This window comes from Streptococcus oralis (assembly GCF_026782235.1).
GTDB lineage: Bacteria > Bacillota > Bacilli > Lactobacillales > Streptococcaceae > Streptococcus > Streptococcus oralis_CC.
Genome location: NZ_JAKUWE010000003.1, coordinates 99,899 through 120,594, shown reverse-complemented (window position 1 = coordinate 120,594; position 20,696 = coordinate 99,899). Strand labels below are relative to the sequence as shown.

Below are 20,696 nucleotides of genomic sequence, written 5' to 3'. Positions count from 1 at the left end.
GAGATCACCTCTGGATTTTTTTTACATGTGTTTCAAGCGTTCGATTCGTTCTGAGATAGGTGGGTGGGTATAAAAGAGTTTTTGAAGTCCCCCACCTTTCTTAGGATCATTGATGTACAGAGCACTGCTGGCATCATCGACATGGTGGTGCATTGGCTCGCTATTGTCCAACTTGCGCAAGGCATTGATCATCCCTTGAGGATTGCGGGTCAGCTCCGCACTGGATGCATCCGCTAGAAATTCTCGCTGACGAGAGATAGCTAGTTGTACTAAGGTTGCTGCAAGAGGTGCTAGAACAATGGCTAAAAGCGAGACAACAAGCATGATAATCTCCAAACCATTTCCATCGCGATCATTATTACTCCGTCTGCGACCAGCGCCACCCCACCACATCATCCGTCCTGCCATACTAGACAGAAGGGTGATGGCACTGGCAAGGGCGACAGCAATGGTCGAAATGCGGATATCGTAGTTCCGAATGTGACTGACTTCATGCCCCATGACCGCTTCTAGCTCCTCACGATTCATGATGGCTAGGAGACCCGACGTTGCTGCAACTGCGGCATTCTGCGGATTCGAACCTGTTGCAAAGGCATTTAAAGATGAATCCTCAATGATGAAAACACGTGGCATGGGAATCTGAGCGACCATGGCCATATCTTCCACTACATGGTAGAGGTCTGGTGCTGTTTGCTCATCAACCTCACGCGCCCCATTCATAGACATGACAATCTCTGTCGATTGAAAGATCATGGTCAGAGCGTAGATAAGACCAATAATCAAGGCAATAATCATGCCACCAAGACCTGAACGCATAAAGAGATAGCCAACTGCATAACCAACCAAGGTCAAGAGTAGGAAGAAAACCAGCAACAAAATCCAAGTTTTTCGTTTATTGCTCGCAATTTGATCAAACAACATCTTAGTCACCTAAACCGCTAAAGTCAACTTTAGGAACTGCCTTTTCCTCTTCAGGTGTTTGAAGGAAGTCTGCAGCTTTAAAGCCAAATAATCCTGCGATGATGTTACTTGGGAAGCTTTCAAGTTTTACATTGTAGTTGCTGACAACACTGTTGTAGAGTTGGCGTGAGTAAGAAATTTTATTTTCTGTATTGGTCAACTCTTCTTGCAACTTGATAAAGTTAGCACTAGCTTTCAAGTCTGGGTAATTCTCTGCTACTGCAAAGATACCAGAAATCTGGCGGGTAAGGGCATCACTGGCCTTCATAGCTTCTGCTGGTGAAGTTGCTGCGGCTACTTGTCTACGAAGTTCTGTCACCTTTTCCAAGGTAGAACCTTCATATTTGGCATAGCCTTTGACTGTTTCAATCAAGTTTGGGAGGAGATCATTACGACGCTTCAACTGAACATCGATCTGGCTCCAAGCCTCCTTGGTCTGCATACGATTTTTAACCAAACCGTTATAGCTAACAATCACAAAAATAACAATCAGAGTCAAAACTCCAAGAATAATCCAAGTCATAATCTTATTCCTTTCTGCTTTTAGATTACTACCAGTATATCAAATTTTTAATGAATATGGTAAAATAAGATGATACTAGAGAAGGAAACTACTATGAAACCAGAAACATTTTACAGCCTACTAGCTGAGCAAAATCTTCCTCTTTCGGACCAGCAAAAGAACCAATATGAACGGTATTTTGAACTCTTGGTAGAATGGAATGAAAAGATTAACCTGACCGCTATTACAGACAAAGAAGAAGTCTACCTTAAACACTTTTATGATTCGATTGCACCTATTCTGCAAGGCTTGATTTCAAATGAAACTATCAAACTTCTTGATATCGGAGCGGGGGCAGGATTTCCTAGTCTGCCCATGAAAATCCTCTATCCTCAGTTAGATGTGACCATCATTGATTCACTCAATAAGCGCATCAACTTCCTTCAACTTTTGGCTCAGGAGTTGGATTTGGATGGTGTTCACTTCTACCATGGGCGGGCAGAAGACTTTGCCCAAGACAAGAACTTCCGTGCCCAGTTTGATATGGTGACAGCTCGTGCGGTTGCCCGTATGCAGATCTTGTCTGAACTGACCATTCCCTATCTTAAAGTCGGTGGCAAACTATTGGCACTCAAGGCCAGCAATGCGCCCGAGGAATTGCTAGAAGCCAAGAATGCCCTTAACCTCCTCTTTAGTAAGGTAGAGGACAACCTCAGCTATGCCCTGCCAAATGGAGATCCTCGCTACATCACTGTGGTCGAAAAGAAAAAGGAAACACCTAACAAGTATCCAAGAAAGGCTGGCATGCCCAACAAACGCCCACTTTAAACAATGGTGCACCCTTGTTTAAAATTCAGAAAACCATTTACAAAATCATACCTCGCTCTCGCATTTCCGTGCTCGGGAAAAATTCGTTTACAAAACGAACCTCGCTCTCGCATTTCCGGGCTTGGGAAAAAATGATTTACAAAATCAACCTCGCTCTCGTATTTCTGGGCTCGGGAAAAATTCGTTTACAAAACGAATTTTTTCTGCTATACTATCCTAAGCAAAGGTTTTTAATGTCATCCTGTGAGGTGACGAAGGCGCAGATTTATATAAATTTTTAAAAGATAACTATTTTTTAAAAAGTCTTACTCTGAGGGCCTATTGCTGCAAAATAATGGGCTCTTTTTTGGTGCCCAAAAGTGAGGTTTTTATGAAACAGGAATCAACTGTTGACTTGTTACTAGACGTTGATCAACGTCCTTCTGTTGGTAAAGGAATTCTTCTAAGCTTCCAGCACGTATTTGCCATGTTTGGTGCAACCATTCTCGTTCCCTTAATTTTGGGAATGCCCGTATCGGTTGCTCTCTTTGCATCCGGTATTGGAACACTTATCTACATGATTTCTACTGGCTTTAAGGTTCCAGTTTATCTAGGTTCTTCATTCGCCTTTATCACAGCTATGTCTCTGGCCATGAAAGAAATGGGAGGCGATGTATCTGCTGCTCAAACAGGGGTTATCCTAACTGGTTTGATTTATGTCATTGTCGCAACAAGTGTCCGCTTTGCTGGTACGAAATGGATTGACAAACTCTTGCCTCCTATCGTTATCGGACCTATGATTATCGTTATCGGTCTTGGTCTTGCTGGTTCTGCTGTAACGAATGCTGGACTTGTAGCAGACGGAAACTGGAAGAACGCTCTTGTAGCTGTCGTGACGTTCTTGATTGCCGCCTTTATCAATACAAAAGGAAAAGGATTCCTTCGTATCATTCCTTTCCTCTTTGCCATTATCGGTGGATACATCTTCGCAGTTCTTCTTGGTCTTGTGGACTTCACCCCAGTCCTTCAAGCCAACTGGTTTGAAATCCCTGGTTTCTACTTGCCATTTAGTACAGGTGGTGCCTTTAAAGAGTACAACTTATACTTCGGCCCTGAAACAATCGCTATCTTGCCTATCGCTATCGTAACCATCTCTGAACACATTGGAGACCACACAGTCTTGAGCCAAATCTGTGGCCGTCAGTTCTTAAAAGAACCAGGACTTCACCGTACGCTTCTTGGTGACGGTATCGCGACATCTGTATCTGCCTTCCTCGGTGGACCAGCCAATACTACCTACGGTGAGAACACTGGAGTTATCGGTATGACCCGTATCGCTTCTGTTTCCGTTATCCGAAACGCTGCATTTATCGCCATTGCACTTAGCTTCCTAGGTAAATTCACTGCCTTAATTTCAACCATTCCAAATGCTGTACTCGGTGGCATGTCCATCCTTCTCTACGGAGTTATTGCAAGTAATGGTTTGAAAGTCTTAATCAAAGAACGTGTAGACTTCGGTCAAATGCGTAACCTAATCATTGCAAGTGCTATGCTGGTACTTGGACTTGGTGGAGCAATCCTTAAACTCGGTCCAGTAACCCTTTCAGGTACTGCCCTATCAGCCATGACAGGAATTATCTTAAACTTGATTTTGCCACACGAAAATAAAGACTAATCATCTATACACACAAAATCCACTCGATTGAGTGGATTTTTTAATTACTTACTCTTTATTTCCAGCAGTAAATCTTTCAAAGAAATAATGGTCACGGCTAGTAAAATCATGGCCATACCAACAAAATCAATCGCATAGAATTGCTCCTTCATAATTAAAAAGGCAAAGAAAACAGCTGAAATAGGCTCTATGGAAGCTAATAAACTAGACTTAACAGGGCCTATCAGACTAGCTCCTTTTAGAAAAGCTGTATAGGCAAAGACCGTTCCAATGATGATAATCCCAGCAAATGCAAAGAGAAAATCTAAGCTAGTCGGTATGCTGGTCTGTAAGACTCCTGTGAAAGGAATAGCCACTACACCAGAAATAACCATCCCGACACCAATCACCGAAATACTGCCCCACTTCTTAATCAAAGCGATGGGGAGTATAATATAGAGGGCATAGGTTAGGGCAGAAAAGAGGCCCCAGAAAAGTCCAGCAGGTGTGACAGACAACTGGTCAAGTTCCCCATGCGTCGCGATTAGAAACGTTCCTCCAATTGCTAAACCAATTGAAATAATCTCAGCCAGAGTAGGCGCCACCTTGTCCTTGATACAAGTATAAACCAAGATCCCAACGGGGCATACATACTGGAAAACTGTCGCCGTGCCAGCATTGGTTTCCTGAATGGCGGAAAGATAGGCAAACTGGTTTAAGAAAAGTCCAAACAAGGCAAACAACAGCAGAGATAAAAGGCTTTTTCTGTCTTTTAAAAAAGCATAGAGTTTATCCTTTGCAGTCATATAGGATAAGACTACCAGTGCCAAACCTGCAATGATAAGCCGCAGATTGGTCAAGACTAGAGCAGAAATCCCGTGTGCCATCAGGTATTGGCCACTGGTTCCAGACAAGCCCCAAGCAATCCCTGCCACTACTGTATACAGAGTTCCTTTTACGGTTTTTGACATTCTTCTCCCTACTCCTCTTGACGAATCATTTCCATCACTTGATTTCGATCGACTATCCACTGGGCACGCTCATCCTTTTCATACGTTCGATTGGACAGAAAGATGGCAGCTTCCTGCTTCTCCCGATTCCACATAATAAAGGTACCTGTATAACCCGTATGGTCGAGCCAAGCTCCTTCCAGATTCCAGGCTAGGGAACGCTCCTTATCATCTAAAGGAGAAAAATTTCGGCTTAAATCTGCCGCAAAATCATCTTTCAAGTAATGTTCCAGAAAGATCTGTAAATCCTTAACAGTCGAAAACAGACCTGCACTCCCAGCATGTTTCCCTAAAAGACGGGCTTTGGGATCGTGGATCTTTCCAGCCTCTACTCCTCTCACTGTTGGTACAGCTCGCTCAACGGGGCCAAACATGGTTTCCTTCATCCCCCATGGTTCCAAAACTTGCTCTTCTATAATCTGATCCAGGTCTTGGTTAAAGATTTTTTCCAAAACAAATCCCAGGAGTAAAAAGTGCACGTCCGAGTATAGAAAGGCTGGCTGACTTCGTCTGTTGAGGTGAAACATGGCTTTTCTCAATTCCTCTGCATCTAACCTGTCTCGATTTGGAATAAAGGGGTCTAAGTCTGTAGCATGAGTCAGAAGTTGCCGTATAGTGATATCAGGATAATCACACTCCGGTAAAAAATCCGTCACCGGTCGATTAATATCTAATTTGCCCTGCTGCCACAAGAAGGTAAAAACCGTCCCCACTCCCACAACCTTACTCACACTAGCCAGATCATAAATCAAACCGCTTTCTGTCTTCAAGCCCTGTTCTGGATCACTCAATCCTAGATAAGACTCTTTCCATTCTCCGTCCTTAAAATACGCAAAAGAGGCCCCGGGATAGACCCCTGCCTCGATTTGATTTTCTATTTTTCTTAGAATTTTTTCCAACTTCATGCTTCTTCAAACCACAATTCGATGTTATTGGTATCTTTACCAAGGAAGAATTTTTCAGACTTAGGGATAAAGTAGCCTGTCTTTTCAAATTTCTGACGAAGACTGGTTAGATCAAAATTTCTTACTAAAAATTTCAACATCGTCAAATCCCAAGTGACATTGTTTTCAACAGCCAAATCTGCTCCTTGCCCTTTAGTAAAGGTGATTGCTTGTGCTACTCCTTCAGGATCAAGTAAGCTCTCTGTCCCCTCAGGCAAACGCAACTCCATAGAAACCTCAAATTGGCTCAAGTATTTTATACCTGTATTTGAATAAAATTCAGGAACAGTTTCCAGTGGAACCAAATCTCTTATATCATTTTCTGCATGAACAAGGATCACATCCTCTTCAGGAGAAACAATCTCAAAAGCATATCCACGACTTCCTTTAAACAAGCGAGGAAGTGACTTCATTTGAGAAAGAAGGGCCTCGATTTCGGAAGGATCCTCAACCTTTATCAAGAGCCTAGCTAGCTTCTTAAGTCCTTCAACTCTGCGAGTTCGCATGCTTGGAGCCTCTTCTAAAATCAATCTCTCCGTACCCGTCTGGTCGCCTAATGAAAGAAAGGCAGACTCTTCTAGTAAGGGTTTCATTCCTAGAGTTTCAATATAAAATATCTCATTTAATTTTCGATTATTAACTTTCAAAGTCGGAATGATCCGAACAATCTCATTCACGTTCATAAATTCCTCCAACTCTTTTATTTTAAAGGATTTTAGAATATTTTACAAGCCATATTTGTTTAAATTAGAAAATTTTCCAAGAAAAAAACTGGGTTTCCCCAGTTTCGTTTCTTATAGGTAAAGTAGTTTGAATAGTGCTACTGCTGCAATACCTGCTGCAATTGGAGCTACAACTGGAACCCATGCATACCACCATTTTGAATCACCCTTGTGTTGACCAAGAACTGATTTTGGAAGGAGTTCGTGAAGAAGACGTGGTCCAAAGTCACGAGCCGGATTCAAACCAGGTCCAGTAGGTCCACCGAGTGAAGTTACCAAGGCCATTACTAGGAAACCAAGTCCTAAATGAGCAACTGAAAGACCTGCTGCTGTGTGTGGTGCTATTTGAGCCTTAATAGCTAATTCAGAAAAGTCCACTGCTTGATTAGCCTGCGTTGCCATTTGCTTCATGTATTGCATTACTTCCGCACCAAAAAAGTTTTTAGTCATTCCTAGGGCCGCAAAGAACAGAATAAACGAGCCGACAAACTCATTGATAAAACCATTTACACTTGCTGCGAAACGTGATTCTTTTGTACCGTGATCAACATTTGAAATCGTTGAGAAAGTACCCAAAATGTTATTAGAATTCTCTGTTTTCAAGTAGTAAGGACGGTGAGTTGCAACAACCATAGCTTGACCAAAAATCGCTCCTAAAACTTGCGCAAGGATATAATATGGCACTTGTTCCCAAGGGAAAAGTCCACTCACAGCAAGTCCAAGTGTGAAGGCTGGGTTGATGTGGTTACCAGATACATTACCGAACATCAAGGCTGGGATCATAACCCCCATACCGTAACCAACCGCGATAACGAGCCAGCCACTTTGGTGACCTTTCGTACCTTTAAGTTCAACGTTAGCAACTGCACCATTACCAAGAATGATCAGAATGGCAGTTCCCAAAAATTCAGTGGCATATTTAATAGCCCATGTAAAATCCATTTGATAGATTCTCCTTAATTTTTTTAGACAATCCTTATTCTATCAATTTTTAGGCCTTTTAGCAACAGATTTTCTAAAAGAATCTATGGAAAACGCTTTATTTAACTTATCTTTAAGAAAAGGACAAAAGAAGTCAAACTCCCTTCATCCTTTTCGTTACTCTTGACGCTGACCAAAGTCTGCAATCATCTGCTCCATCTCTTGGCGACTCGGAGTAGTCAGCATATAAAGGTAGTCCCCTTGTAGCTCTGCAAAGGCTGCTGGCATGATTTTTTTGACCTTGAATTGCTGGCTGTATTTGGCAAGAAGATCCTCTTCTGAATAAACATAATTGGCATTGGCACGACGTGATGTAGCTAAACAGTATTGTGGTTCAAACTCTGATGCTGGGAATTCTTCACCTGCAACAATCGCCGCATAACCTCGATAGAGATCCAAGGAGTGAGCGAAGTTATAAACATCAATGGTAAAGCCACCTGCAGGACGATTATTGTACTCAATGGCAATGTAGTCGTCCCCGTCACGGAAAAACTCGATATGGAAAAAGCGTTCTCTCATTCCAAATTCCTTGACTATGGCCTCACCATACTTGCGCAGTTTTGGATCCATATCCTTGAGTACATAGTAGGAATTGTCCATCTTATAAATCATCAAATCAAGTGGTGTATGGGCATAATCAAAAGTCGTTGAAAAGACGATGTTGCCATCCTTGTCCACAAGTCCGTCAAAAGTACAGATTTCGCTAGAAGTGACAAATTTTTCAAAGAAATACACGGTTGAATGGTCCCATTCAGCCTTAAAGTGATTTACATCGTCTTCTGTCTCAAGCTTAAAGGTCGCTGCTGCTCCCACTCCATTGTCAGGTTTAGCAATCATTGGTAGTCCGATTTCGTTCACAGCTTTATCCACATCTGCTTCCGTCTGGATAACAGCACCAGGTACCACAGGGACGCCTGCTTTTTTGAAAAGTTTCTTCATCTCAGACTTAAACTTGGTTTTTTTAAGATCCTCTGGTTTGGCTCCAAAGACATTGAATTGCTCTCTGAGTGTCGCGTCCAGCTCAAGCCAGTATTCATTGTGGGACTCGATGCGGTCGATTGGGCCATGCTTGTAGAAAAGAAAAGCTACTGCACGTTTGACTTCGTCTATGTTCTCAAGATTGTCCACACGGAAATACTCAGTCAGGCTATTGCGCAAAGGTTCATCTAGCTGTTCGTAAGGTTCTTGACCAATCCCCAAAACGGTGATGCCTTTATTGGCTAACTCGATGGTAAATTGTTGGAAGTTTTGCGGATAGTAGGGAGAAATAACAAGGTAATTCATAGGCAACTCCTTTTATAGATACAGGTGTCCAAGAAAATAGGGCATTTGTTTACGCCACCATTCCCAGTCGTGGGCGACATCGTGTCCCCATTCAGCAAACCAGGCTGGAATTTGTTTCTGGTCAAAGGCTTCTTTGAGCTTGTAGAAAGATGGTAGACCGTCTTGTTCCCAAGCACCAAGGCCCGTACAGACGACGATTTCTGCCTGACGGTATCGATCGATAAACCATCCGTCGTTTTGATTCCAGATATAATCTACTGGCGAATTTTGGTAAATAGCATCATCATTGTAGTAATCGCCGACAAAGAAACGCGCGTCGTAAACACCACTGAGGGCAACCACCTTGGTAAAGACATCTGGATGCTGGAGAAAGAAATTGAGTGCATGATAGGCCCCCATCGAGCAACCTGTCGTCATCATGCCATCAAACCAACCTGTCTTATGCTTGATAAAAGGAATGGCTTCCTCAATTACATAGCGTTCGTAGGCACGATGCATCTCCGCCTGGTCATGACCATTTTTCCAAGTGGCTAACCAGCTCTCACTGTCTACGCTGGAGAGAGTAAAGAACTGGACTCGCCCTTCCTCTATAAAGGAAGCACAGGCATCAATCATGCCAAAATCATAGTATTCGTTGTGACTGCCACCAGATGAAGCAAAAACAACAACTGGAATCCCAGCATGTCCATAACGGTTGAGGTACATCTCACGGTTAAGATTGCCACTCCAGTGGCTAAGGTTTTCAATATGCATTGGCTTTCTCCTTTCCTAACTTACCATTTCTCCGCAAAAAATCGGAGACAGTCTGGTAAATTTTCCGACCATGGAATCTCACTATGGATGGCACCAGACTGAACTTTCAAGACAAGATTATCCAAGCCTACTCCACCTGCAATCAAATCATGGTAATAGCGAAGCGACGAGTCGATATAGGCTTGCTTGATATTGCCAGCCATCAGAGTCTTGTCTGTATCGTCTGCTTCTTCTGTTCCTACATAGATGAAAATGCGCTGTTCAGGCGACAATTTCTTGCGCTCGATATAGCGGTTAAAGGCTTCTTGGTGAAGCCAGTTGGCAGATGAGAAGACACCTAGACAACCAATTCGATCTTGGTATTCCAGTCCGATAAACTGGGTAATATTGCCTCCTAGTGACGAACCAATCATAGCCGTGTGCTGGCGATCAGCTTTGGTACGATAGGTTTCATCGATAAAAGGCTTGACCACTTCCATGACAAACTCGGCATACTCCACACCCTTACCACCAAACTGCTGGCCTGGGATAGGAGATTCTTGAAACTTCCAAGCTGCATACTCATTCATCCGCCCCATACCATCATTATCTATGGCAACGACAATCATGCGACTGATATCAGGATTTCGCTTAATGGCTGGAATAATCTTCCAAGAGTGTCCGATATAAGACTCCTTGCTGTAAAAGACATTTTGTCCATCATGAAAGTAAACAACAGGATAAAAACGATCTGTGTCTTTCTCGTAGTCTTTAGGCAGAAGAACACGCACACGACGCTCCTTTCCTGTATAAGGAACCTTGAGTTTGTGTTCTTTCATTTTTAAGTAAAAGTAGGAATGATTCATTGTCAGAAAACTCTCTATATTCAAAATTTTATCTTATTATACCACAAAAATAGAAAAAAAGTCAGTTAATGTCCATTTTAAGGATAAATAACTAACTTTCTTCATTTGTTTTTCTGAATTCTTCTGGATTTTCTGATTAGAGGAGATTGTCAATTAACTCATCGACAGCATCTTTTTCAACCTGGGGAGTGATTTCAGTAATCATAATCCCAGCCACTGCTCGCTCAACCAAGCCTTCAACATCCATGCGTTTTTCATACTGCTCTGCATTCTCTATCTTAGGATTGGTCTTAGGACGGTCAGGTGCAAAAATAGTACAGCAGTCTTCAAAAGGCTGGATTGAAATTTCAAAGGTATCGATTTCCTGCGCGATGTCAATGATTTCCAACTTGTCCATGGTAACCAAGGGACGAATGACTGGAGTGCTGGTCACAGCGTTGATAGTCTGCATGCTTTCCAAGGTCTGGCTGGCTACTTGACCAAGACTTTCCCCATTAATGATAATTAAACCTTTTCGTATCTCACGAATACGGTCGGTAATCCGCATCATAAAACGTCGTGTCAAGGTCATAAGGTAGGCTTCTGGCGCTTTAGCCTTGATTTCCTCTTGAATCTCTGTGAAAGGCACCTCGATAAACTGGATATTGCCCCCAAACTTGGTCAATTTCCGAGTCAAATCGTGGGCTTTCTTGGGGGCACCAGGACTTGTGTATGGCGGGCTAGCAAAGTGGACGGCTTCAATATCTACCCCACGTTTAAGAGCTAGATAACCTGCCACAGGTGAATCAATTCCTCCTGACAACATGAGCATACCTTTACCAGAACTTCCCACAGGTAATCCTCCTGCTCCACGAAAAGTTTCATAGGAAAGATAGGCAGCCTCTTCACGAATCTCAACCTGAAGATTAATATCTGGATTTTTCATCTGAGCTTGCACGTTTGGAATAGCCTCGAAAACAGCTCCACCAAGAGTTTGATTGAGTTCACGACTGTCCAATTCAAAGTTGTGATCGCTACGCTTGCTAGTGATTTTAAAGGTCATGCCTTCCTTGTAGATTTCCTTCATAATCTCTTGGACAGCAGACTTCAGAACTTCCACTGACTTTTCAATCTTATACACAGGAGAAAAATTTTGAATCCCAAAGACTTGTTTGAGCGATTCTGCTACTGCTGTGTAATCTGCTCCATTGAGGTAAGCGTGGGCACGGTCGCGATCTGCGGTTACCTTAACCTGGGGATATATAGACAAAACGTCTGAAATATTATTACGAAGTTTATTGATGAAACGCATACGATTTTTGTGCTTGGTTGACAATTCTCCGTAACGAATCATAATTTCTGAATACTGCATAAATGCTCCTATCTTACTTTTCTAGTTTGATTGTAAATTAATTTTAGCTTGGTCAAAAACTGCTCGACTTGACTCATATCATTTTCCAAGTCTAGGCTTAGGCGAACAGCTGACTGGGCCTTATCCTTGTCCACTCCCATGGCAATCAAGGTCCCTGCGGGTTTTCCTGCCTTGGACGAACAAGCAGAGGTTGTCGAAATGAAAATGTCATAGTCTTCAAAAGCGTGAACAATGACTTCACCACGAACACCTTTAATCCCAAAAGTCAGGATATGAGGGGCAAAGTCTTCCTCAGCTGAAAAGACAAAAATATCTGGATAGTCCAAAAGCGCTTGGCGAATGACTGATTTCATCTGCCCTATCTTATTAGTAAAGATATCTAACTTTTCCATAGATAAACGGAGAGATTTGGCTGTCGCTGCAATCCCTGCCACATTTTCAGTTGTCGAACGATAGTCTCGCTCCTGACCACCACCAGTCAAAAGAGGCGTAATTTTCTTACCAGACTTGATATAGACAAAGCCAACACCTCTGACACCATGAAACTTATGACTCGAAAAGGTTGCGAAATCCACTCGATCAGTTAAATACTCCTCTGTCGGAATCTTAGCGAGTGCCTGAACTGCATCAACGTGGAAGGAAATAGTTGGCTTATCTGCTAACAGTTTCGAAATAGCCTCAATAGGCTGGATAGAGCCGATTTCATTGTTAACTGCCATGATGGAAACGAGGATCGTATCAGGTCGTATCAAATTCGCTAGAGCCTCAACATCCACAAATCCTCTGCTATCAACTGGGGCAATATCCACCTCAAAACCTTGACTTTTAAGCCAAAGGGCTGATTCCTTGACTGCTGGATGTTCAATAGCTGACACAATAATGTGCTTGCCAAACTGGGCTTTTTCAAAGGCCACACCCTTGATGACCCAGTTATCTCCTTCTGTACCACCTGAGGTAAAGAAGATTTCATCACTTTTCTTGCCAATCAAATCTGCAATTTGCTGCCGGGAAGCATCTAAAATTCGTGTTGCCTGATCTCCCAAACGATGGAGACTAGATGGATTTCCTACAATTTTTGAAGCGACCTGCATGTAGGTTTCAAGTGCTTCAGGATAAGGCCTGGTCGTTGCCGAATTATCAAAGTAGATCATGTTTTCTCACGCTTTCTAAAATCACTCCTTCTATTGTATCACGAAAAGAGACCTGCGACAAGAAAGGGAGGTTTCTCTTTTTTTAAGATTTTTTTAAAGAAATGAGGTATAATAAATCATAATTAAAGGAGAGTATCATGTCTAACTATCGTAGAACTTCAAAACCAAAAACAGAACATATCAAAAAGGGATTTACTGTCTTTCAAAAAACGATTGCTACCATCGGTAGTATCCTTGGTCTCATCACTGCTACTATCACCATCATGAACGCTTTGGATAATAACAAAAACAACAAAAAAGAACCGACGACAACTCAAACAACTGTTGTCAAGGAAATTCAAAAAGAATCCCCTCAGGAAAATACTACTCCTAACAGGGACAACACTTCTACTAAAGAAAATACTCCGCAAGAAGAAACTTCTCAATCCAATAAAAAAGAGGAGAAAAAAGAAGAACAGAAGACAACAACTCAGGACTCTTCTACACCTGCTACAAATAAAGAAACAAGCGATAATGGAACACAGTCAAATACGACGAGTTCTGAAACTAAAACGAACCAGTAATCACAAAAATAACTTCTTTCCAAATTTGGAAAGAAGCTATTTTTTTATTGTTGCAATACTTTTCGTGGTTTGGTTCCCTCAGCTGGACCGATGACACCTGCCATTTCGAGTTCTTCCATCAGGCGGGTCGCACGATTAAATCCAACTGACAAACGACGCTGAATCATCGAAGCGCTAGCTTTCTGGGTTTCGATAACCAAAGCCTTGGCTTCTTCAAAAAGCGGATCGCCACCAGCTTCACCATCAGAAAAATCTCCTTCATTTTCAGGAACATCTCCTGGGTCAAAGCTGTCATCGTAGTCCGCATCAGCCTGAGCCTTGATGAAGTTTACGATACGTTCAACATCATCATCCGAGATAAAGGAGCCTTGCAGACGGACTGGATGATTTTCATCAATTGGTTTAAAGAGCATATCTCCTCGACCAAGCAGTTTTTCTGCTCCATTCTCATCCAAGATGGTTCGCGAATCTGTACCTGATGAAACTGCAAAAGCCACACGAGATGGGACATTGGCCTTGATAAGACCAGAGATGACATCGACTGATGGACGCTGTGTTGCGAGAATCATGTGAATCCCTGCAGCACGCGCCTTCTGTCCGAGACGAATGATAGCATCTTCCACTTCCTTGCTAGCCACCATCATAAGGTCAGCCAACTCATCTACAATGACAACAATCAAAGGTAGGGGTATTTGTTTGTACTCAGATTGGCTATTAAATTCCTCGACCTTGGCATTGTAACCAGCGATATTTCGTACTCCAACCTTAGCGAAGAGTTCATAACGGTTTTCCATCTCATCCACAACCTTTTGCAGAGCCTTGCTGGCCTTGCGTGGATTGGTCACAACTGGAATCAAGAGGTGTGGAATGTCATTGTAAACGGATAACTCAACCATCTTAGGATCCACCATCATAAACTTGACCTGGTCAGGTCTTGCTTTCATGAGAATGCTGGCAATGATACCGTTAACTGCAACTGACTTCCCTGATCCTGTCGAACCTGCCACGAGTAGGTGCGGCATCTTGGAAAGGTCAAAGGTTCGAGCAGTTCCATTGACCGCCTTACCTAGAGGGATTTCAAGGAGATTTTCTGGTTTTGTTTGAGACTGTTCCCAGAGTTCGCGGAAGGAAACGGTTGTGATCTCAGAGTTAGGAACCTCAATTCCGACTAAGGATTTACCAGGTATTGGAGCCTCAATCCGAACATCCTTGGCCGCCAGAGCCAGCGCTAAGTCGTCTGCCAGATTGGAAATGCGGTTAACCCGTACACCAACTGCTGGCTTGACTTCATACTTGGTTACTGATGGGCCGATTTCAGCCCGTTCCACCGTCACCTTGATACCAAAGCTGGCAAAGGTTTCTTCTAAGATTTTGATATTTTCTCGAACGATTTTCTTCTCTTTAGACTGGTCCTTTGGTTTATCTGGGGCAAAGAGTTGCAAGCTTGGTAGCTTGTATTCGAGGGCTTCCTTGGCAGAAAAATCAACCTGCACCTCTTCATCCTCAAAGCCTTCTTCCACATCTGGAACGTCAAAATCAGCTTGAGGGAGGATAATCTCCGGTTCATTCCATTCTTTTTCAGGAATTGGTGGAAGATCATAGTCTGGAACTTCTGGTAAGATTTCTCCAGTTTCAGGATCTACAGGAGGAAGCGGTAGTGCATCCTGTTCTTCTTGTTCTCTCTTGATTCTTGCTGCTTCTTCAGCTTCTTGACGAGCCTTCTCTTCTTCTCTCTTGATGAAGCGTTCCTGTTTTCTCTGTTCCTGTTTTTCCATGAAGGATCTGAACCGGGCTCCAATAAAGGCTGCAACATCATAAATAGACCAAGGACTGACCAAGAGAGCCCCAACTAGAATCAAAAGAACTCCAATAAAGTACGATCCGATATTGGAGAAAAGAAAGGCTATGGGGATATAAAGTCCAACACCTAGCAGACCTCCACCAGCGAAGCTAGTCACCCGCATACCAGTCAGATCCGTCATAACTTGAGCCAAGGTCCCTTTTAGAACTGACTGCTCCAAACCAAACTTCCAGACAAGATAGGCCTCAAAAATCAAGAGCAAGCCAGCGAAGATACAGAGAAATCCTGACAGAAGCCCCTCTTGCTTGCGGATCCATTTAAAAAGAAAAAGATAGAGGAGGAGACCACCTATAGCCACATAAGCTAAACTTCCGACTAACAGTCGAATGAGATTATAAAGGGTGACACCCGCAGCACCAAGCTTGAGGGCTGCAATAATCAACAATAAGGCAATTCCTAAGGAAATCAACATCCTCTGGATAGCCTGTTTTCTTTCGAGTTCTGCTTTAGACGGTCTCCGTCTTGTTTTACTTGTATTTTTGTTTGCCATTCTTCTATTATACCATATTTCAGAAACATCTAGAGAAATCAAAAAAATGACTGCATCTACTAGACACAATCATCTTTCGTTGATATTTCTGAATTTTCTATTCTATATTATTTTTCAACAACCTTGTCTCACTACTTCTTCAAAAATCTAATTGCTGATTTTCTTGCCTTCTCAATCTTTTCGATTTCCAACTTCTCTACAGCAGATGTAGGAATCCATTTTTTCCCAAATAAAACTTGAGCTGCTTCTATCATCAGAGCACAAGCCAGAAAGTCCTTTTCTTCTGGAATCGCCTCTCGAAACAAATCCTTCGTTTTCTCCATCAAGACTTCTTTTTCAACTTGATGAAAAGATAATTGCATCAAACTACTGGCAGACCAGGCACGACAAAGTGCATCTTGGTCAGTCAAGAGATGTTGCCCTAAGATTTCTATCTCACTTATTGAACCAATCCAACCTAGGGCAATGATTAGCTTTCTACGATTCGAAGCTTCTGAACTAGGTAAAAGAGAGATTAGAACAGGAAGTACTTGCTTGCAAGAAGATGCATAAAAATCTCTATGTCTTACTTTGGAAAGGATTTTCGCTAGGAAATAAACAATCAAAATGCGTTGACTCTCATCTTCCTCTTGATTGAGAGTTTCCAAAAGATAGTCTATTCCCTCCTGCCCATGCTGGTCAAAACTTGCTTCAAAATTTAGGTCAGTTCCTTCCTCCCAATCGTTGCAAATGAGTTCAAAATGAAAGGCAATTTCTGGGCTCCTACCTAAATCAGCTATAAAATGAATTCGTTTAGAATCAGGAAAATCTTCCTCCACCAAGCTGGCATAGGTTCCTTGTAACGCTTCTTTTGTAAGACTTTTGCGACCGAGCTGTTCCTTTTCTAGTTTGTCGATTCCTTCTTTTCTAGAATCACTCATGACACTTATCTCCTCTAAGATATTTGTAGAACTTCAGCATTCTATCATTTAAATTCTCTAAGATTTACCTCTATTATATCACTTTAAAGACCGTCCTCCCTAACTCCATCATCAAAAAATGACTGGCCACTTTCGTGTTCAGTCATTTGAGTATTTGTGATTATTTTTCTAATGGTTTACGTAAGTAACCATAAACTACACCACTTACGATTGCTCCTACCAAGACTGAAGCAAGGTAAAGAAGGGCATTTGAAGTGAGGGCGATGACGAAGATTCCTCCGTGTGGCGCCATGAGTTTGATACCCGCAAGACCAACAAGTCCGCCTGCCACTGCAGAGCCAAGGATAAAGCTTGGGATCGCACGAGCTGGGTCAGCAGCACCAAATGGAATCGCTCCCTCGGTGATAAATGACAAGCCCATGATGATGTTTGTCAAACCAGAGTTACGTTCTTCTTTGGTAAATTTATCTTTGAAAAGAAGGGTTGCGACAAAGATAGCAAGTGGTGGAACCATTCCTCCCGCCATAACTGCTGCCATGGCTACAGAACCACCTGAAGAAACAGTCGCTGCAAGCGTACCTGTACCAAAGACATAGGCTGCTTTGTTAACTGGTCCACCCATATCGACAGCCATCATTCCACCAAGAACGATACCGAGAAGGACAGCTGATCCTCCTCCAAGACCGCCAAGGAAGTCATTCATAGCAGTATTGATAGCTGCCATCGGGATGTTAACAGCTAGCATGACAAATCCAGTCAAGATTGTTCCAAGAAGTGGCAAGAGAAGGATAGACTTAGCACCTTCAAGTGAACGAGGAACCTTAACGTATTTCTTGATAGCAAGAACTAAAGCACCTGCGATAAATCCACCAACAAGGGCACCTAGGAAACCAGATGAGACACCTGCAAGAGTTGAAGTTGCTTCACCACCTGCAGCGTAAGGGATTTTACCAAAGGCAAAACCTTCTTTGGCAATAGCACCTGCCACAAAACCAGTAACCAAACCTGGTTTTTCAGCGATAGAGTAGGCAACATATCCTGCAAAGACTGGAAGCATCAAGCCAAAGGCTGCTCCACCAATTTTCATGAACATCGAAGCTAGCTCATGGTAGGATCCGAGATTGCCAAGACTATCTTGTGGCACACCCAAAGCTCCGTCAATCAAGAAAGCAAGGGCAATCATGATACCACCACCAATAACGAATGGCAACATTTGGGATACACCACTCATCAAGTGTTTGTAGAAAGCACCACCGATACTTTGTTTTTCATTAGATGCTGTTGTAGTTTTTGCTCCATTAGCCGCATGATAAACTTCAGCATCTCCCGAAAGAGCCAAGTTGATCAATTCTTCTGTTTTACGGATACCGTCTGCAACTGGACGATTGATCAACGGTTTACCATCGAAACGATCCATTTCAACCGCCTTGTCTGCTGCGATGATAACAGCTTTAGCCTTGCGAATATCTTCTGCTGTCAATTGGTTACCAACACCGCTAGCACCGTTGGTTTCAACCTTGATTCCAACCCCCATTTCAGCCGCAACTTTTTGTAGGGCTTCTTGGGCCATGTAAGTGTGGGCAATTCCTGTTGTACAAGCTGTAACAGCTACGATAAAGTCGCCAGATTCATTGGCAGTTGTTTGAACAGGCTCCTCAGCTTTTTCTGAAGCTTGGTCAAAGAGTTCAATAACTTGATCTGCAGATGTTACTTGACGAAGTTTGTCAGCAAAACCATCTTTCATCAAGTATTGAGACAATTCTGCCAAGGCTGCCAAGTGAGTGTCATTGGCACCTTCTGGAGCCGCAATCATGAAGAAGAGGTCTGTTGGTTGCCCATCCAAGCTCTCATAGTCAACACCCTTGTTTGACTTTGCAAAGAGAACTGTTGCTTCTTTGACAGCAGAGTTTTTACTGTGAGGCATAGCGATTCCATCACCCAAACCAGTAGAAGTGAGAGCTTCACGCGCTAAGATTCCTTCTTTAAAGGTTTCAAAATCCGTCACATAACCGTGATCTACCAGGCTATGAATCATCTCTTCGATAGCTGCTGTTTTTTCAGTCGCCTGCAAATCCAGCAACATGACATCTTTTCTCAATAGGTCTTGAATTTTCATCGTTTTTCTACCTCAACTTTTTCATAAGTTTCTTTTATAAATGCTGCAGTTGCCAAATCATCAGAGAAAGTAGTTGCTGTTCCACAAGCCACTCCCCATTTGAAGGCTTCTACCGCATCTTTTGATTTGACAAATTCACCGGTAAACCCAGCAACCATAGAGTCACCAGCACCAACTGAATTTTTGACTGTTCCCTTGATAGGTTTTGCGAAGTATGCTCCCTCGGATGTTACAAGAAGGGCACCGTCACCAGCCATAGAGATGATAACGTTTTGAGCACCTTTAGCCAGCAATTCTCGAGCATAGTTCTCGATTTCATCTAAACTTTCGAGTTTCACTCCAAAGATAGCTCCAAGTTCGTGATTGTTTGGTTTAACCAAAAGTGGCTGGTAGTCTAAACTATCAATCAAGGTTTGTCCTTCAAAGTCACAAACCACTTGCGCACCAGTCTGGCGTGTCAATGCAATCAAATCCTTATAGATAACATTGCCCAGGTTCTTAGCACTCGAACCTGCAAACACAACCGTATCTTCTGCTGTCAAACTAGATAAAATAGCTTTCAATTCTTCTAGCTGAGCTGGTTCCACATTTGGACCCGTTCCATTGATTTCTGTTTCTTGGTCCGCTTTGATTTTAACATTGATACGAGTATCTTCTGCTACTTGGACAAAACGTGTTTCGATTTCTTCCTCTGCCAGAGTATCTGTGATAAATTTACCAGTAAATCCTCCGATAAATCCCGTCGCTGTATTTGGAATACCCAAGCGTTTCAAGACACGACTGACATTGATTCCTTTTCCACCAGCAAACTTATCATCACTGTCCATACGATTGACACTGCCGACTTGAACTTGGTCCAAGCGCACGATATAGTCAATAGACGGATTGAGTGTGACTGTATAAATCATACTTCTATTACCTCCGTTTTCTTCTTAATGGCCTGCAAGAGCTCATGCCCTTGACTTGTGATGACAATAGCGCGTTTGAGAGGTGCTACCTTGGCAAAGCAAGTCTGACCAATCTTAGACGAATCGGCCAAGACATAGGTTTGTTTGGCATTCTCTAAAATAGCACGCTTAACGGCTCCCTCCTCCATATCAGGAGTCGTATAATAGCCATCATCTACACCATTCATCCCGATAAAGGCACGGTCAAAGTGCAATTGATTGATTTGGTTAAGAGCAACGCCCCCGATACTAGCATCTGTCGCCGTCTTGACACTTCCTCCAACCATGACAGTTGGAATCTGTTTTTCAACCAACTGAACCGCATGGTGAATGGAGTTGGTCACAACTGTGATATTCTTATTAACCAATTCCTTGATTAAAAAAGCAGTTGTCGTTCCAGCATCGATAAAGATAACATCTTTTTCCTTGATAAGAGAGGCCGCTTTCTGAGCCAGCAGTTTCTTTTCTTGAAGGTTTTTGACAGATTTTTCTTGGATGGTTTCCTCTTCCTGCAAGGAGTGGGGCAATTCTGCTCCTCCATGCACACGGCGAAGCTTGTTTTCCGCCTCCAACTCATCCAAATCTCTTCGTACCGTTGATTCTGATATTTCTAATAGACTAACCAATTTTTCTAGGGAAACTACATGATGTTGATTTAACTCCTCTAAAATCAGTTGCTTCCGCTCAGTTTTTAACACCAAATCACCTCCTGTTATCGTTTACACTATTCATTCTAGCACAATTTCTATCAAAGTCAAGCATTTTTTATCATTTTCTTTCAAATTCTATCATTTTCCTTATTTCCAAAATTTTTATTGCAAGATAAGTGGCTTTA

19 protein-coding genes are annotated in these 20,696 nt (G+C 42.6%); 3 read left to right on the top strand and 16 right to left on the bottom strand.

Going from position 1 to position 20,696, the window contains the following annotated elements:
* Positions 1-21 precede the first annotated feature (21 nt).
* Positions 22-921, bottom strand: coding sequence for a zinc metalloprotease HtpX (gene htpX, locus MK396_RS04120; RefSeq protein ID WP_268723746.1), 900 nt, complete (start codon positions 919-921; stop codon positions 22-24).
* 1 nt (position 922) lies between these two features.
* Complete coding sequence (locus tag MK396_RS04115; protein ID WP_268723745.1) at positions 923-1,483, bottom strand: LemA family protein; 561 nt, start codon at positions 1,481-1,483, stop codon at positions 923-925.
* 93 nt (positions 1,484-1,576) lie between these two features.
* On the opposite strand from MK396_RS04115, the gene rsmG reads away from it, so the two are divergent.
* Positions 1,577-2,290, top strand: coding sequence for a 16S rRNA (guanine(527)-N(7))-methyltransferase RsmG (gene rsmG, locus MK396_RS04110; RefSeq protein WP_268723744.1), 714 nt, complete (start codon positions 1,577-1,579; stop codon positions 2,288-2,290).
* 370 nt (positions 2,291-2,660) lie between these two features.
* Positions 2,661-3,944 carry a uracil-xanthine permease family protein gene (locus tag MK396_RS04105; protein ID WP_268723743.1) on the top strand — a complete coding sequence of 428 codons (1,284 nt, stop codon included), beginning with the start codon at positions 2,661-2,663 and terminating at the stop codon, positions 3,942-3,944.
* A 44-nt stretch (positions 3,945-3,988) separates the two neighbouring features.
* On the opposite strand, the gene MK396_RS04100 is transcribed toward MK396_RS04105, so the two are convergent.
* The 9 genes from MK396_RS04100 to MK396_RS04060 all read right to left on the bottom strand — a co-directional run bounded on the left by MK396_RS04100 (position 3,989) and on the right by MK396_RS04060 (position 12,964).
* On the bottom strand, positions 3,989-4,894 hold the full coding sequence (locus MK396_RS04100) for a DMT family transporter (RefSeq protein ID WP_268723742.1): 906 nt from the start codon (positions 4,892-4,894) through the stop codon (positions 3,989-3,991).
* 8 nt (positions 4,895-4,902) lie between these two features.
* On the bottom strand, positions 4,903-5,838 hold the full coding sequence (locus MK396_RS04095; protein ID WP_268723741.1) for a serine hydrolase domain-containing protein: 936 nt from the start codon (positions 5,836-5,838) through the stop codon (positions 4,903-4,905).
* A complete protein-coding gene (locus MK396_RS04090) occupies positions 5,835-6,560 on the bottom strand; it encodes a CppA N-terminal domain-containing protein (RefSeq protein ID WP_268723740.1) in 726 nt (241 codons plus the stop codon). Before MK396_RS04090 ends, MK396_RS04095 begins: the two co-directional genes overlap by 4 nt.
* A gap of 111 nt (positions 6,561-6,671) precedes the next feature.
* Positions 6,672-7,541: an aquaglyceroporin Gla gene (gla, locus tag MK396_RS04085; RefSeq protein ID WP_268723739.1), complete on the bottom strand. Its 870-nt coding sequence runs from the start codon at positions 7,539-7,541 to the stop codon at positions 6,672-6,674.
* Positions 7,542-7,697: 156 nt separating this feature from the next.
* The gene (locus MK396_RS04080) at positions 7,698-8,864 is read right to left on the bottom strand and encodes an ATP-grasp domain-containing protein (RefSeq protein WP_268723738.1); all 1,167 of its coding nucleotides are present in this window, start codon (positions 8,862-8,864) and stop codon (positions 7,698-7,700) included.
* A gap of 12 nt (positions 8,865-8,876) precedes the next feature.
* Complete coding sequence (locus MK396_RS04075) at positions 8,877-9,617, bottom strand: esterase family protein (protein ID WP_125844902.1); 741 nt, start codon at positions 9,615-9,617, stop codon at positions 8,877-8,879.
* Positions 9,618-9,637: 20 nt separating this feature from the next.
* A complete protein-coding gene (locus tag MK396_RS04070; protein ID WP_042767727.1) occupies positions 9,638-10,462 on the bottom strand; it encodes an alpha/beta hydrolase in 825 nt (274 codons plus the stop codon).
* A 136-nt stretch (positions 10,463-10,598) separates the two neighbouring features.
* A complete protein-coding gene (gene thiI, locus MK396_RS04065; protein ID WP_268723737.1) occupies positions 10,599-11,813 on the bottom strand; it encodes a tRNA uracil 4-sulfurtransferase ThiI in 1,215 nt (404 codons plus the stop codon).
* 8 nt (positions 11,814-11,821) lie between these two features.
* Positions 11,822-12,964 (bottom strand): cysteine desulfurase family protein, encoded by a 1,143-nt coding sequence (locus MK396_RS04060; RefSeq protein WP_268723736.1) that lies wholly within the window; start codon positions 12,962-12,964, stop codon positions 11,822-11,824.
* A 137-nt stretch (positions 12,965-13,101) separates the two neighbouring features.
* Here MK396_RS04060 and MK396_RS04055 point away from each other — a divergent pair, with 137 nt between their 5' ends.
* On the top strand, positions 13,102-13,527 hold the full coding sequence (locus MK396_RS04055) for a DUF6556 family protein (RefSeq protein WP_070696963.1): 426 nt from the start codon (positions 13,102-13,104) through the stop codon (positions 13,525-13,527).
* Between the two features lie 44 nt (positions 13,528-13,571).
* Here MK396_RS04055 and MK396_RS04050 read toward each other — a convergent pair whose 3' ends face one another.
* The 5 genes from MK396_RS04050 to MK396_RS04030 all read right to left on the bottom strand — a co-directional run bounded on the left by MK396_RS04050 (position 13,572) and on the right by MK396_RS04030 (position 20,559).
* Positions 13,572-15,878, bottom strand: a complete 2,307-nt coding sequence (locus tag MK396_RS04050; protein WP_326845827.1) for a DNA translocase FtsK — start codon at positions 15,876-15,878, stop codon at positions 13,572-13,574.
* 131 nt (positions 15,879-16,009) lie between these two features.
* On the bottom strand, positions 16,010-16,798 hold the full coding sequence (locus MK396_RS04045; protein WP_125841105.1) for a HEAT repeat domain-containing protein: 789 nt from the start codon (positions 16,796-16,798) through the stop codon (positions 16,010-16,012).
* Positions 16,799-16,958: 160 nt separating this feature from the next.
* On the bottom strand, positions 16,959-18,914 hold the full coding sequence (locus MK396_RS04040; protein WP_268723734.1) for a PTS fructose transporter subunit IIABC: 1,956 nt from the start codon (positions 18,912-18,914) through the stop codon (positions 16,959-16,961).
* Positions 18,911-19,822 carry a 1-phosphofructokinase gene (gene pfkB / locus MK396_RS04035; protein WP_268723733.1) on the bottom strand — a complete coding sequence of 304 codons (912 nt, stop codon included), beginning with the start codon at positions 19,820-19,822 and terminating at the stop codon, positions 18,911-18,913. Before pfkB ends, MK396_RS04040 begins: the two co-directional genes overlap by 4 nt.
* Complete coding sequence (locus tag MK396_RS04030) at positions 19,819-20,559, bottom strand: DeoR/GlpR family DNA-binding transcription regulator (RefSeq protein WP_268723732.1); 741 nt, start codon at positions 20,557-20,559, stop codon at positions 19,819-19,821. Before MK396_RS04030 ends, pfkB begins: the two co-directional genes overlap by 4 nt.
* Positions 20,560-20,696: the final 137 nt, after the last annotated feature.

Excerpts from the sequence above, each read along its gene's own strand:
- htpX (WP_268723746.1), bottom strand. The coding sequence starts at position 921 with ATGTTGTTTGATCAAATTGCGAGCAATAAACGAAAAACTTGGATTTTG.
- MK396_RS04115 (WP_268723745.1), bottom strand. The coding sequence starts at position 1,483 with ATGACTTGGATTATTCTTGGAGTTTTGACTCTGATTGTTATTTTTGTG.
- rsmG (WP_268723744.1), top strand. The coding sequence starts at position 1,577 with ATGAAACCAGAAACATTTTACAGCCTACTAGCTGAGCAAAATCTTCCT.
- MK396_RS04105 (WP_268723743.1), top strand. The coding sequence starts at position 2,661 with ATGAAACAGGAATCAACTGTTGACTTGTTACTAGACGTTGATCAACGT.
- MK396_RS04100 (WP_268723742.1), bottom strand. The coding sequence starts at position 4,894 with ATGTCAAAAACCGTAAAAGGAACTCTGTATACAGTAGTGGCAGGGATT.
- MK396_RS04095 (WP_268723741.1), bottom strand. The coding sequence starts at position 5,838 with ATGAAGTTGGAAAAAATTCTAAGAAAAATAGAAAATCAAATCGAGGCA.
- MK396_RS04090 (WP_268723740.1), bottom strand. The coding sequence starts at position 6,560 with ATGAACGTGAATGAGATTGTTCGGATCATTCCGACTTTGAAAGTTAAT.
- gla (WP_268723739.1), bottom strand. The coding sequence starts at position 7,541 with ATGGATTTTACATGGGCTATTAAATATGCCACTGAATTTTTGGGAACT.
- MK396_RS04080 (WP_268723738.1), bottom strand. The coding sequence starts at position 8,864 with ATGAATTACCTTGTTATTTCTCCCTACTATCCGCAAAACTTCCAACAA.
- MK396_RS04075 (WP_125844902.1), bottom strand. The coding sequence starts at position 9,617 with ATGCATATTGAAAACCTTAGCCACTGGAGTGGCAATCTTAACCGTGAG.
- MK396_RS04070 (WP_042767727.1), bottom strand. The coding sequence starts at position 10,462 with ATGAATCATTCCTACTTTTACTTAAAAATGAAAGAACACAAACTCAAG.
- thiI (WP_268723737.1), bottom strand. The coding sequence starts at position 11,813 with ATGCAGTATTCAGAAATTATGATTCGTTACGGAGAATTGTCAACCAAG.
- MK396_RS04060 (WP_268723736.1), bottom strand. The coding sequence starts at position 12,964 with ATGATCTACTTTGATAATTCGGCAACGACCAGGCCTTATCCTGAAGCA.
- MK396_RS04055 (WP_070696963.1), top strand. The coding sequence starts at position 13,102 with ATGTCTAACTATCGTAGAACTTCAAAACCAAAAACAGAACATATCAAA.
- MK396_RS04050 (WP_326845827.1), bottom strand. The coding sequence starts at position 15,878 with ATGGCAAACAAAAATACAAGTAAAACAAGACGGAGACCGTCTAAAGCA.
- MK396_RS04045 (WP_125841105.1), bottom strand. The coding sequence starts at position 16,798 with ATGAGTGATTCTAGAAAAGAAGGAATCGACAAACTAGAAAAGGAACAG.
- MK396_RS04040 (WP_268723734.1), bottom strand. The coding sequence starts at position 18,914 with ATGAAAATTCAAGACCTATTGAGAAAAGATGTCATGTTGCTGGATTTG.
- pfkB (WP_268723733.1), bottom strand. The coding sequence starts at position 19,822 with ATGATTTATACAGTCACACTCAATCCGTCTATTGACTATATCGTGCGC.